Genomic DNA, 13,303 nt, shown 5'->3' with positions numbered 1-13,303 from the left:
GTACGCCCCTTGTTGTATCTATAAGTTAACCGTTGCCAGTTAGACTAATACGTGGCTTCGCGTTCAGCTGCTGCTTTATCCCACTCTGGCGCTACTGTTTCTAGGAAGTGTTTCTTGTCTGCGTTCATCTTATCCATATCCATGCCCAGTGCTTGTTGTGCTTTCGCTTTGGTCGAGATATCTGGAATTTGAACAGGGTCAGTAATGCCTTTGGTTGCCAGTAAACGAACTAATTTGGTACGGGCGTCAGCAGCGCGGTCAACTGCAGTACCTAGTACTTCAAGTGCTACCTCAGGAGCATGCATGTGAACACCGTGAGAAGCAATCGCGTAGTCCCAACGCCATTGTGCATGGCGAATATCTTGTAGGATAGGTTCCATCTCTGCTTCTGTTGCACCTGCTTTCCACGCTGCGCCTGCTTCAAAGTGTGCCGCTACGATTTGCTTCTCGGCGGTTAGCTTCATGTTCAGTACTTGCGCTTTGCGAGTCGAGACGATGCCTTGTAGCTGCTCTTTAGGTTGGGTATGGCATTGCGCACAGGTGTCTTCAAAACGATCAAATGGGTTACCCACTTTGTGGTCTGTGTAGACTGTACCGTCTTCTTTGGTCACTTTAGGCATGTGGCAGTCCACACACACCACTTTGTTTTTACCATGAATACCCGCTCTCCAAGTTTCGAAACCTGGGTGTTGTGCTTTTAGCATCGGCGCTTTAGATACGGCATGCGTCCAATCTTTGAAATTCAACGCGTCGTAGTATTTCTCCATGTCATTAACGGTGGTGCCCATGTCCCATGGGAACTTAACCGCTTTAGTCGGGCCGGTGAAGTAGTATTCAACGTGACATTGAGCGCAGACCGATGCTTGCTTATCTAGGCGAGATTGTTCATCAAAGTTTTTACCAATAGTATCAAAAGCACGCTCGACGTATGGGCGAGTCAGTGCCAGCGCGGGTTCGCCTTTCTTGAAGGCTTCAGAGCCCGTGTTGTGGCAATCGGAACAACCGATAGGGTTGACGATTTCTGAGCCTAAGCGTGCCCATTTACCTTCGAAATAACCGTCTTCACCACGTTCATCAATCACGCGAGCAACGTCTGGGCTTTTACAGCTCCAGCACGCCATCGGCATAGGCCCGGACTTCTCGTCGGTTGGTGCGCCAGTACGTAAGGTTTGGCGAACATCATCAAGTGCGTAAAAGTGACCGCGCGCTTTGTTGTAGTCTTTCGCGAAGCCATAACCAGCCCACAGGATAACCATGTTTGGGTCTTCACTTAGAGCATCTTCAATGTGCTCACTTTCGGATGTTGCTTTCCAAGAATGGTATTGATCAGGGTGGTTCTGTTCAAAGACATCGTTACGAGGATCGATAAAATCCTTCTCTTCTGCCGCTAACGGAGCGCCAACCAAAAATAATTGGCTGGCGAATAAGGTCGCAACCGCAATAGGTGCGCTCATCCAGTGTTTTATGCTCACAGTGTTATCTCCATATTCGTTTTTATTAGCAGCGTTGTGAGGAGCTATTCCAAATAAGAACTGGAGATCTACGATTAATAATATTGCTTAATTGGATAGATGAAATAGAGAGTGAATCTTGTCTTGTTTTAGATCAATTTACACCAGTGATCTCAGTCATGTTTGAATTTATATACCTCTAAAGTGGTAGTTGTTAAGTCATTGTTCTACAATGCTTTGGGTTTTTAACCTTTTTAAAAATAGGGTGATTTGGTTCGCTTTTTGAGCAGGTGTTTCTACCCCTTATGAATAATAGAGGTATTATAAATATAGGTTTAGCGTTGTGGCTTTCCGAAATAAGAATTGATGTCATTTGAAGATCTAAAAAATATCTTCAGAGGAAATTAATTGTCGCTCAAATAAATAATTGAGAATAGTTATCAATTATTATCGAGCTAAGGAAAGAACAATATGGGCAATATAAAATTGACCATAGAGACAATGCTGAAACTTCTCTTCGTCTTTGCCATCTATGGTTTCTCCATCGCCGCCCATGCGACTTCTTCAGAGCCGATTGAAGGTGCTCAAGCTGAGCGTCATCAAGTCGAGTTGATCCGTGACCGTGACTACAAGTGTCTGCAATGTCATAAGGATGCAAAAGAGACTCTGAACCTTTCGCATGACCCGCAAGCTCTACTCAGCCAAGGGAAGCAACTCAATTGCACTAACTGCCATAGCAACATCGGCCCTGATCACCGTGAAGGCGCGCCTGATGTGATTAAGTTTTCTGCCGCGCAATCGAAAGAGGTACACGACAAAGTGTTCCTTGATCCAAGCATGATTCTTAAAGCCAACAGCCGATGTGTGGATTGCCATGCACCGACACAACTGAGAGAAAGCCACTGGACGCACGATGTGCACGCCAAAAACCTCACTTGTTCAAATTGCCACGATGTACACGCAGCGAAAACCAAAGCGTTGTCGTACGACAGAAAACAACTGATCAAGCAGTGTGTGGATTGTCACTCTGAATTTGCCGTCGAACCTGAACTTGCCAAAGAAGAGGAGAGATAGCATGAAATGTTCGAGAAGAAACTTTTTAGCCGGCAGCGGCGCGTTGATTTTAACTACAGGCGTTGCAGGCACTTCCGTTGTTAGCTCCTCTCTTTATGCCAGCAACCGTGAACAAGCGAAACGCATGGGTATGGTTCATGATGAAAATGCCTGCATTGGCTGTACCGCTTGTACCGATGCTTGTCGCGAAGTAAATAAAGTCCCTGAAGGCGTAACGCGACTTAAAATTCATCGCAGTGAACCGATTGGCGAATTTCCAGATGTGGAATACCAGTTTACTCGCGAATCCTGTCAGCACTGTGATAACCCACCATGTGTGTACGTTTGTCCAACAGGCGCTGCATACAAAGATGAAGCGACCGGCATCGTGGATGTGCACAAAGAGAAATGTGTCGGATGTGGTTATTGCCTTGCCGCTTGCCCTTACCAAGTGCGCTTCTTTAATCCAGTCGATCACTCTGCGGATAAATGTAACTTCTGCCGTGATACCAACCTAGCGCAAGGTAAGCAGCCAGCTTGCGTGGAATCTTGCCCAACAAAAGCACTCATCTTTGGTGATTTAAATGATCCAACTAGCGAGGTGAGCAAAGCTATCGAAAGCCATGTTGTCTATCGCGATAAATCGCACTTAGGTACCCAACCTAAACTGTACAAAATTCCGCATAGCAAAGGGGAGGTGTCATCATGAACGGCTTCGAAAGTGCATTCCACTTTGACTCGTTAGTCTGGGATTGGATCATCGCGATTTACTTATTCCTTGCTGGGATGTCAGCAGGTGCGGTGATGATTTCTATCTATTTAAAACGCAAAGTGATTGAAGGTGATCCCGCAAACAACGGCATCATGAAAGCGATGGCTTGGCTCGCACCATTTGGCATCATTGCTGGGTTGGTAATTTTGATTTTCCATTTAACCAAGCCTTTAGAGTTTTGGAAGATCATGATCTACTACAACCCAACGTCGGTAATGTCGATGGGCGTGATCTTGTTCCAAGTGTACATGATCGTGTTGTTTGTTTGGATTGGCGTTATCTTCCGCCATCAAATCATCAGCTTCTGTGAAGGGAAGTTACCAAGCAAACTGCTGGATTTTGCCGATGGCATTTTGATTAAGGCGGGGAAAGCCAACAACGCCATTGAATTGTTCTTGGGCTTCTTAGCCATCGTACTTGCAGCGTACACTGGCTTTCTATTGTCTGCGTTGAAGACTTATCCAATGCTAAACAATCCAGTACTGCCAATCTTGTTCCTGTTCTCTAGTTTGTCCTCGGGCGCAGCGGCATGCTTGATGTTCGGCATCTTGGTGTTTAAAGAGTCGACCAGCAGCCCAAGTGTATCTTGGGTGCACGGATTTGAACGCCCAGTAGTGTTGTTTGAGTTGTTTGTCTTAGTGACCTTCTTTACTGGATTGATCTTCAGCGGTGGTCAGAACGAAGTCGCGGCTTGGAATGCAATTTCGAGTGGGTTCTGGGCTCAATGGTTCTGGGTTGGGGTAGTGTTCATCGGCATGATTACGCCTTTGACTCTCAATTGGTTGACGCCTTCTGAAGTGCGCCACAAAGGCAGTTACGTTTTTGTGGTCACGACGTTGAGCTTGGTTGGCGTACTTATGCTGCGTACTTTCATTCTCTATGCCGGTCAAATGACCGTAGTGTAAGGGGGATAAATGGAAGCTGAGCTAGGGTTCTTCTTACTGATATTGGTGGCTGTAACATCGACTTGTGCATCGTTGCTGCATTGGCTACGTCGTGCTATGAGTAAGAAGGCGACATTGCCGCATCAAGTCGCGATGTCCCACATCATTAGCTTAGCTTCCTTCATTTGTTTAGCACTTCTGATCGTCTGCTTCGTGCAAGACAACTTTGCGTTGGAATATGTTGTTACGCATTCCAACAGTCAACTTCCCGTAGCATTCAAGATTGCTGCCGCTTGGGGTGGGCACCAAGGCTCCATGTTGTTTTGGGTCGTCACCTTGAGTTTATGGGCGTCGTTTATTGCATTTAAGTCACCGCTCAACGCCCAATATACTTGTGACTGTTTAGGAATCATGAACGTTCTTATTGCGACATTTGCTTGGTTCACGTTAATGACCTCTAACCCGTTCGAGTATGCCCAAGTATTGGCGTCGGAAGGACGAGATCTAAACCCAATGTTGCAAGATGTTGGGCTTATCATTCATCCACCATTGCTTTATCTCGGTTATGTCGGTTACGCAGCAATATTAGCTTTTGCATTAGCAGCGCTATTGGGTAAACAACCGATGAGCGATTGGTATGTGGTTGCTCGAAGCGCAGCGTTTTTTGCATGGGGAACGCTCACGTTGGGTATCTTGGTGGGATCATGGTGGGCGTACAATGAGCTAGGGTGGGGCGGCTGGTGGTTTTGGGACCCTGTGGAGAACGCTTCTCTACTCCCTTGGCTTACTGGTACTGCTTTGTTGCACAGCGGTGTTGTCGCAACACGTAACAGAGGCGCAATTTGGAGCACCTATGCACTGGCGTTTGCTACGTTCAGCCTAAGCATTTTAGGGACATTCGTGGTGCGCTCTGGCGTGCTGACTTCAGTGCACGCTTTTGCGGTGGACCCAACTAAAGGTTTGGTGCTGATTGGTGTATTGAGCTTGCTTGTCATCATCACTTTTGGCGTATTGATTTTGCGAGGAGAACAACTCCCTCGCTTCAAACTTCAATCTCTAGCGAGCCGAGCTTACACTGCTTACATCGCCAAAGGGCTGCTGGTTATTGCGACTGCTATCGTTTTTCTTGGCACTTTTTATCCGATGGTTTATCAACTGCTCGGTTTAGGAAACATTTCAGTTGGCGCACCTTATTTTAATAGTCTGATCTTGCCATTAAGCATACTGGCTCTGATTGCCTTAGCTTTCATGCCGCTGCTGAAATGGACAAAAGGCACAGTGCCGAGTGTAAGCGCTGATATTGCGATCAGTATTGCGTTATCTCTTGTCTCTGGGATCGGGTTTATCTTCTTAGTGCACGCACTGCATTTCGAAGTATTGCTAACCATAACGTTGGCTACTTGGGTGATTGTGGCGCATCTCGTTATGCTGTTTCGTTGTTCCAATAAGCGCAAACTCATGCCAATCGTGATGGCACATATCGGTTTTGCGCTGGCGGTGAGTGGAGCTGTATTCAACAGTCACTACTCATATGAACACAATTTACGTGTCGAACCCGGCAGTTCTCAACAAAGGGCGGGGATCACTATCGATTATCATGGTATCGAATGGCTGGTGGGGCCAAACTACACCGCGGAACAAGGACAGATCACCTTGCACTTGGAAGATGGACGCATGCTCAATTTCAACCCGCAAAAGCGTCATTACCCTGTGCGAGTGATGAATATGACCGAGCCTGCGATTCGTTCACTATGGCATGGCGATTATTACGTGACATTGGGTGACAAAGTCGATACTCATGCTTATGCGATTAAAGTTCAGTACCGCGCAGGTATTTGGTGGATATGGTCTGGCGGGCTACTAGCTGTGTTTGGTGCGCTATTAACCGGCCTAAAGAAAAGGAGAGAGGCTATCAATGCGATCGAGAAATACGCTTAAACTCGCAGGTCTCGTTGTGGCTGTTGCCGTGTTTGCTGTAGTAACTGCGGTGGCTTTGTCTGAGCGACCACATGTTGAATTGTCCCCACAACGAAATTTAGAGACACCTAATTTTCGCTCTACTTCTCTGATCTCTGATGACATGGTTTCTGAGCAGTTGTTCAAAAGCGACGGATATAAATTATTGAATGTTTGGGCATCTTGGTGCGGAGTATGCAAACGAGAGCATGAAGAGTTATTGCAGTTAGCAGAACTCGGTGTGCCTATTATTGGGCTGAATTATAGAGATCAAAAACAAGCCGCTCGTGAATATTTGAGCTCTAAACGAAATCCATATATTGAAGTAATTAGTGACCCTAATGGAAAGCTCGCTGTGGAGCTAGGTGTTATCGGAACGCCGGAAACTTACTTGATTGATCCAAATGGTCGTATATTGATCAAATATCGTGGAGAGCTAACGGCAGATAAATGGAACGATATATTTTCAGGATACTTGAATGTTTCGATTTAATAGTCTTCTCCTCACTTTAATCCTATTTATACTATTTTCTCCTTTCACGATAAGTGCGGATTTAGAACAGAATGTTGATCTGTTTGAGTTTCATTCTGTTGAAGTGCAACAGCGTGCAAACTCGCTAGCCAAGACATTACGCTGCCCGCAGTGTCAAAACCAAAACCTTGTCGAGTCTAATGCACAAGCGGCTAAAGACCTGAGGTTGAAAGTGTATACGATGGCCAATGAAGGCAGCTCAGATCAAGAAATAAAGGACTATCTAGTTGCTCGTTATGGGAATATTGTTCTGTATCAACCACCATTAAATTATTCCACGGCGCTGTTGTGGATCTTTCCTGTGCTATTTTTGATCTTTTTTGTCTTATATTCGATCCGAATGGTGAAGCGTAATTAATGTGACCGTTATTCCACTATTAAAAATAAATTGTGCACTTAACAAGCAGAATGTTATCATTTTTCCGAATTTATGAAGTTTCCAGTATAAAGAAAATAAAAATTTTGAGCTGGATAAGTAATAAAAGAACGAAATAGGTGCACGCAGTGGATTCAGTTATATTACAACTTAAAAAAGACTTCTATTCGCAGATTCGTGCATTGCAATCACCGAACCTGCCTCAAGTTACTTCAACGCTCGCCGTTTGGAAGCGCAGTCAGACCCATTAAAAGATAGACCAAACGACCTTCTTGAAACCCCAGACAAAATTTGTCTGGGGTTTTTTATTGTAGTTTTTTTAAATTGTTATAATATAACAATTGTTCAGTTGGAGAGTGTTTCTCTTTTGCTGTCTTGAGTGGATAACTGCCCTCAATTGTGATCTCTATATTGCAAAATGCGGTATCAGTCCCCATAGTTGAAGAGCAACGAGTAAATCCCATGAATGCAATAACGAAAACGCATCAAGCGCATCAAGCAATAAATCGAGTGAGTATAGATATGGCGGAAGTACGTGCCAGAGTAGATTTTAAAGTCGGGGCAAAAAGTAACATTGATGCCGAAATTCTGTCTTTCCATGGTCTGAAGACAGACAAAGAGCATGTTGCTATTATCTTTAAACAAGCGGACCAAACTCAGGACATGCCTTTAGTTCGTATGCACTCTGAGTGTTTGACAGGCGATGTGTTCCACTCTTCACGCTGTGACTGTGGTGAGCAACTAGAAGAGACGATCAATCGCATGGGCGAGTCCGGTGGTATCATCTTGTATCTCCGTCAGGAAGGTCGTGGTATTGGTTTGTACAATAAGATCGATGCATACCGCTTACAAAGCCAGGGCATGAACACGTACGAAGCTAACAACCATTTGGGCTTTGATGATGACCTGCGTGATTTCACAGAAGCAGCACAAATGCTAGAAGCTTTAGGCGTGAATAAGATCCGCCTCGTGACGAACAACCCTAAGAAAATTCGTGAGTTATCTGAGTACGGAATTGAAATTGGCGAGGTTGTCAATACCTCTGCACATATCAAAGATGGCAACGAAAATTATCTGAAGGCAAAAGTCTCTCACGGAAAACATGACCTAAAGGTTTAATCTTAAAGATAAAACTGACAATAAAGCCTGTGAAAAACCTCATTTTTATGAGGTTTTTTTGTATCTGGAGTTGCAAATAAATTGTAAATTTGTATTATCTCGAGACTAAAGTGCAAATAAGAATAATTAGCACTACCAATACGATAATTGAAAAGCTCAACAAGGATGCTTCAGATGAATGCAAAAAAAGTTTTAGTCCAATCTATTGCTGCATCACTCCTCATTGCCAGTGGTTCTACCGTTGCTGCTACAGTAACTAAACAACAAGTTGTCGAACATTACGCGGACGTTGCCCATGCTGTGTTTGCTGATTCAGTAACAACAGCGAAAGCGCTGGATGTAAAAATCGACGAATTCCTAAAATCACCATCAGCGAAAAAGCTTGAAGAAGTAAAACAAGCTTGGCTCGATTCTCGCGTTCCTTACCAACAGTCTGAAGTTTTCCGTTTTGGTAACGCGATTGTTGATGATTGGGAAGGTCAGCTGAACGCATGGCCACTTGATGAAGGTTTGATTGACTACGTAGCGGCTGATTACCAATACGAATTGGGTAACGAGGGCGCTGCTGCCAACATCATCGCGAACACTAGCCTACAGATCGGTGCTTCTAAACTGGACGTTTCAAAAATTACGCCAGAATTACTAGCAGATTTAAACGAAGTAGGTGGTTCTGAGGCAAACGTTGCATCAGGTTACCACGCGATTGAATTCTTGCTTTGGGGCCAAGACCTAAACGGTACTAACGCAGGCGCAGGTCAACGCGCTTACACTGATTTCGTTGTGGGTTCTGAGTGTACGAATGGCCATTGTGAACGTCGTGGTGAGTACCTAAAAGCAGCCGCTGATCTACTGGTTCAAGACCTTGAGTGGATGGAAAAGCAGTGGTCTGCTGAAGTGAAAGGTAACTACCGTGAAGAGCTACTAAACGAATCTGCTGACAATGGTCTTCGTAAGATGCTATTCGGCATGGGTTCTCTTTCTCTAGGTGAGCTAGCGGGTGAGCGCATGAAGGTGGCACTAGAAGCAAACTCAACTGAAGACGAGCACGATTGTTTCTCAGACAACACGCACAACTCTCACTACTACAATGAGCAAGGCATCTACAACGTTTACACAGGTACATACAAAGGTGTAAACGGCAAAGCGCTATCTGGTCCAAGTATCGCTGACCTTGTTGCTCAAAAAGACAAGAAAGCAGCGACCGAAATTCAAAAGCAGTTTGATACAACACGTAGCCAAGTTGGTGAGCTAGTGACTTCTGCAGAGAAGAACAACCAGCACTTTGACCAACTTATTGCAGCGGGTAACGCACAAGGCAACGCGCTAGTAAACGACACCATCATGTCGTTGGTAGCACAAACCGGTGCGATTGAGCGCGCGGCAAGCATTGTCGGCATCGACAGCCTAAGCCCTGATACTGCTGACCACGAGTTTTAATAAGAAAACCATAATAAATAAGGGCTCTTTGTGAGCCCTTTTGACGTTTGAGCTCGTTGTTATCACCCTTGTTGTCTATGTAGAGCAATGATATGAAGCCATACCTAATTTCTGCGCTAGCCGCGATCTTTTCTTCTTCTGCCATGGCTTATGATGTTAAGTCTGGTGGCAAAACCAGTGTTAAAAAAGACGGCGCGAATGCCTATTCTCTTCCTGCTGCTAACTTGCCAATGAGCAAACGCCTCGATTTTAGCGTCGGTAACAGCTTTTTCCGCAACCCTTGGGTACAAGCGCCAGCGTCAACAGACGCTCGTGATGGCTTAGGCCCGCTTTTTAACACCAATGGTTGTCAGAATTGTCACATCAAAGACGGTCGTGGTCATCCGCCAGAGAAAGATGATTTACATGCCGTGTCTATGTTAGTGCGCTTAAGCATTCCTGCGATGACGCCAGAACAAAAGAAAGCTTACATCAAAGATGGCGGCATACCTGAGCCGACTTATGGTGGCCAGCTTCAAGATTTCGCCCTGCAAGATCAAACGCCAGAAGGCAAAATCGAAATCACTTACACCGATGTCCCAGTGAAATTTAAAGACGGTACGACGGTGACGCTAAGAAAACCTCATTTGAACATTACCGATCTGGGTTACGGCGATATGCACCCTGATACCGAGTTCTCAGCACGCGTGGCACCGCCAATGATCGGCCTTGGTTTGTTAGAGAGTATTCCCGACGAAACGCTACTTGCTTGGGCTGATGAACAAGATGCCGACAAAGACGGTATCTCAGGCAAAGTCAATAAGGTGTGGGATATTGAGAAGGACGACTTCTCGATTGGTCGTTTTGGCTGGAAAGCAGGACAACCGACGCTAATGCAGCAAAATGCAGCAGCATTTAATGGTGATGTGGGTCTTACGAGCCATTTATTCCCAAATGAAAACTGTACCTCGAAACAAAGCATTTGTGACGACATGCCAAATGGCGGCAAACCAGAAGTGAGTGAAAATATTCTCGACTTCGTAGAGTTTTACAGCCAGCACTTAGCTGTACCTATTCGCCGTAATGTCAATGATCCTAACGTGAAACTTGGTCAGCAAATCTTTGCTGCGTCTGGCTGTGAAAGCTGCCACAAGACCAGTGTTAAAACGGCGAAACGACCAGAGTTACCAGCGCTTTCTGAGCAGCTTATCCACCCATACACCGACATGCTTTTGCATGACATGGGTAAAGGCTTAGCCGATAACCGTCCGGAATACTTAGCAAACGGCCGTGAATGGCGAACGGCACCGCTATGGGGCATTGGTTATACCGAAGAAGTAAACGGACACACTTACTTTCTACATGATGGCCGCGCTCGTAACCTGATGGAAGCGGTGTTGTGGCACGGCGGCGAAGCTGAAACGGCGAAACAAAATGTTTTAGCTCTGAACAAAAAAGAACGTGATGCTCTCATTGCGTTTCTGAACTCTCTATAAGGACCTAACCATGAAAAAGACACTGTTAGTGAGTGCGATTGCCGCAACGTTAAGTTTGGTTGGTTGCCAATCGACCATCGGTTCGAGCTCAGCCAAGCCTGAGAGTACAAGTCATATTTCTCAAAGCGTGTACGAGGTTGAGTTTCAATCAGCTCAGACGTTTTTAGCGCAAACCACAGAACTTGAACAGCGCTTCGCGGATTACTGCGCATCAGAGTCGAAAGATGATGCACAAGTAAAACAGCAATGGCATCAAACGATGCTTGCGTGGATGGCATTACAAGGTCAAGAACGTGGCCCTGCTACGGCGTTGGAGCAAAGCTGGAATGTTCAGTTTTGGCCAGATAAAAAGAATACCACTGGTCGTAAAATGTCTGTACTGACGAAATCTGATCAAGCTTGGAGTGCAGAAGATATTTCCACCCAAAGTGTCACCGTGCAAGGTTTAGGGGCTCTGGAATGGCTGCTTTACGATAAAGCGTCGACCTTATCTAGCAACAGCAATACCTGTGCGACAGGCATTTCGATTGCAGAAAACCTCGATAACAAAGCGCAGATCATCGCGGATTCTTGGGCAGAAAACCCTTGGAAATCGCTAGAGATGACAGAATGGGAATCTGAGTACATTTCACTGCTATCGAATCAGCTTGAATACAGCATGAAGAAGTTGAGCCGACCGCTAGCGAAGATTGGTAAGCCTCGCCCGTATTTCTCAGAATCGTGGCGTTCCGAGACCTCGCTTTCAAACTTAAAAGCCAACCTTCAAGGGATGGAAGCGTTGTACTTTGCTAACGGAAATGGTCTAGATGCGCTACTTAGAGAGCAAGGCCATGCAGATCTCGCAGACCGTGTCGTTCATCAGTTCGAAATGGCGCTAGAAACTTGGCCTGAAGATAAGAGCTTGTTTGCTGCACTACAAACAAAAGAAGGCTATCGCATGGTGCTCGCTCAATACAACAAGCTAGAGCAATTGAAGTACCTGATTCACGAAGAAGTGGCGATCGAGCTTGGCGTAGTTATAGGATTTAATGCAACCGATGGTGACTGATCAAACCCGCCGAACCTTGCTGAAAGCCGCTCTATTCGGGGCGGCTATACCTATGATGCCATTTGGTTGTGCTTCAACAAGCTCACGTGAACCTGCGTTGATCGGCTGTTCTATCATTGGTCGAGATAAATTCGCAGCGGTGGTGGCGGATGAGCATGGTATGCCGCTATCTTCATTGCCGATTCCTGAGCGTGGTCATGGTGTAGCAACCAACCAACAAGGCCACGCCGTAGTTTTTGGTCGTCGACCTGGTACTTTCTTCATGGTGTTTGATTATCGCTCAGAGCAGATGATCAAACTGCAACTAGCAACGCCAAATCGTCATTTTTATGGACATGGTGTTTACTCCCGTGACGGCACATTGCTATTTGCCACAGAAGGGGAGAGGGGGACAAGCCGTGGGATCATTGGTGTTTATGATGTGCAGAAGCAATATCAAAAGATCGATGAGTTAACGGGTTTTGGTCTTGGTCCTCATGAAGTGATCATGATGCCTGATGGCGCATTAGCGATTGGCGTCGGTGGCGTACACACCAACGGCCGTGAACCTCTCAATCTTGATAGCATGAGACCGAGTCTGAGTTACCTTTCACAGGAAGGGGAGCTATTGGATCAAGTGTCTTTACCGGATCATAAGTTGAGTATTCGCCATTTAGCTCATGATGGTGCGGAAACCGTGCTTTGTGGTCAGCAATATCGTGGTGAGCCGGACGAGTATCCAGCCTTGATCGCCATGCACACGCGTGGTGGTGAAATGCAAGATCTTCAAGCTGAGCCTGAAGAGTGGGCGCGTTTCAATCACTATGTTGCGAGTATTGCAGCAACCGATGAATGGATCTTAGCCACTTCGCCTCCGGGCAGTTGTTATGGTATATGGTCTAAATCTACGGGCAAATTGGTAGAGCTAAGTGCGTTACCAGACGCCTCTGGTGTTGTGGTTTATGGCGATGAGTTCCGAGTCAGCTCTGGGGCGGGAAAAGTGGTAGAGCAAAGACCAGAGGAGTCAAAAAGTACCTTCGCAAGCGGAGTGCAATGGGACAACCATTGGTCGAGAATTATCTAGAAAGATCATTGAGTAATTACTTATAGAGAGTTTTGTTGTCGTTTTCGGCATCAGATTCTTAATTTTAAACCTGCAAGCTGTGAGATATTTGCCATACTTTTTATTATGGCAAGTAGCGCAAGGATCATTTCAGTGTT

General features: G+C 45.7%; 12 protein-coding genes. 11 read left to right on the top strand and 1 reads right to left on the bottom strand.

All coding sequences use genetic code 11. The features are described 5' to 3' along the window. Positions 1-44: 44 nt before the first annotated feature. On the bottom strand, positions 45-1,472 hold the full coding sequence (gene nrfA / locus R7Q39_RS13250) for an ammonia-forming nitrite reductase cytochrome c552 subunit (protein WP_130545100.1): 1,428 nt from the start codon (positions 1,470-1,472) through the stop codon (positions 45-47). Positions 1,473-1,922: 450 nt separating this feature from the next. Between nrfA and nrfB the strand changes: the two genes are divergently transcribed. The 11 genes from nrfB to R7Q39_RS13195 all read left to right on the top strand — a co-directional run bounded on the left by nrfB (position 1,923) and on the right by R7Q39_RS13195 (position 13,166). Continuing rightward, positions 1,923-2,525 carry a cytochrome c nitrite reductase pentaheme subunit gene (nrfB, locus tag R7Q39_RS13245; RefSeq protein ID WP_262640456.1) on the top strand — a complete coding sequence of 201 codons (603 nt, stop codon included), beginning with the start codon at positions 1,923-1,925 and terminating at the stop codon, positions 2,523-2,525. Between the two features lies 1 nt (position 2,526). Next, positions 2,527-3,213: a cytochrome c nitrite reductase Fe-S protein gene (gene nrfC, locus R7Q39_RS13240; RefSeq protein ID WP_086046905.1), complete on the top strand. Its 687-nt coding sequence runs from the start codon at positions 2,527-2,529 to the stop codon at positions 3,211-3,213. Further along, positions 3,210-4,181, top strand: coding sequence for a cytochrome c nitrite reductase subunit NrfD (gene nrfD, locus R7Q39_RS13235; protein WP_115386150.1), 972 nt, complete (start codon positions 3,210-3,212; stop codon positions 4,179-4,181). Before nrfC ends, nrfD begins: the two co-directional genes overlap by 4 nt. 9 nt (positions 4,182-4,190) lie before the next feature. Continuing rightward, complete coding sequence (locus R7Q39_RS13230) at positions 4,191-6,098, top strand: heme lyase CcmF/NrfE family subunit (RefSeq protein ID WP_213894026.1); 1,908 nt, start codon at positions 4,191-4,193, stop codon at positions 6,096-6,098. Beyond that, positions 6,076-6,609, top strand: a complete 534-nt coding sequence (locus R7Q39_RS13225; protein ID WP_054574739.1) for a DsbE family thiol:disulfide interchange protein — start codon at positions 6,076-6,078, stop codon at positions 6,607-6,609. Before R7Q39_RS13230 ends, R7Q39_RS13225 begins: the two co-directional genes overlap by 23 nt. Beyond that, positions 6,596-7,006, top strand: coding sequence for a heme lyase NrfEFG subunit NrfF (gene nrfF / locus R7Q39_RS13220; protein ID WP_167415315.1), 411 nt, complete (start codon positions 6,596-6,598; stop codon positions 7,004-7,006). The genes R7Q39_RS13225 and nrfF overlap by 14 nt, the downstream gene beginning before the upstream one ends. A gap of 540 nt (positions 7,007-7,546) precedes the next feature. Beyond that, positions 7,547-8,143: a GTP cyclohydrolase II gene (locus tag R7Q39_RS13215; protein ID WP_025767283.1), complete on the top strand. Its 597-nt coding sequence runs from the start codon at positions 7,547-7,549 to the stop codon at positions 8,141-8,143. 174 nt (positions 8,144-8,317) lie between these two features. Next, a complete protein-coding gene (locus R7Q39_RS13210) occupies positions 8,318-9,580 on the top strand; it encodes an imelysin family protein (RefSeq protein ID WP_318076366.1) in 1,263 nt (420 codons plus the stop codon). Between the two features lie 92 nt (positions 9,581-9,672). Beyond that, complete coding sequence (locus tag R7Q39_RS13205) at positions 9,673-11,055, top strand: di-heme oxidoredictase family protein (protein WP_213966786.1); 1,383 nt, start codon at positions 9,673-9,675, stop codon at positions 11,053-11,055. A gap of 10 nt (positions 11,056-11,065) precedes the next feature. Beyond that, entirely contained in the window at positions 11,066-12,103 is a 1,038-nt protein-coding gene (locus R7Q39_RS13200) for an imelysin family protein (RefSeq protein WP_137282209.1), read from the top strand. Next, on the top strand, positions 12,084-13,166 hold the full coding sequence (locus R7Q39_RS13195) for a DUF1513 domain-containing protein (protein WP_137282208.1): 1,083 nt from the start codon (positions 12,084-12,086) through the stop codon (positions 13,164-13,166). Before R7Q39_RS13200 ends, R7Q39_RS13195 begins: the two co-directional genes overlap by 20 nt. Positions 13,167-13,303: the final 137 nt, after the last annotated feature.

It is taken from the genome of Vibrio sp. 947, from assembly GCF_033339115.1.
GTDB lineage: Bacteria > Pseudomonadota > Gammaproteobacteria > Enterobacterales > Vibrionaceae > Vibrio > Vibrio alginolyticus.
The sequence above is the reverse complement of the archived record's forward strand: the minus strand, read 5'-3'. Positions and strand labels throughout refer to the sequence as shown.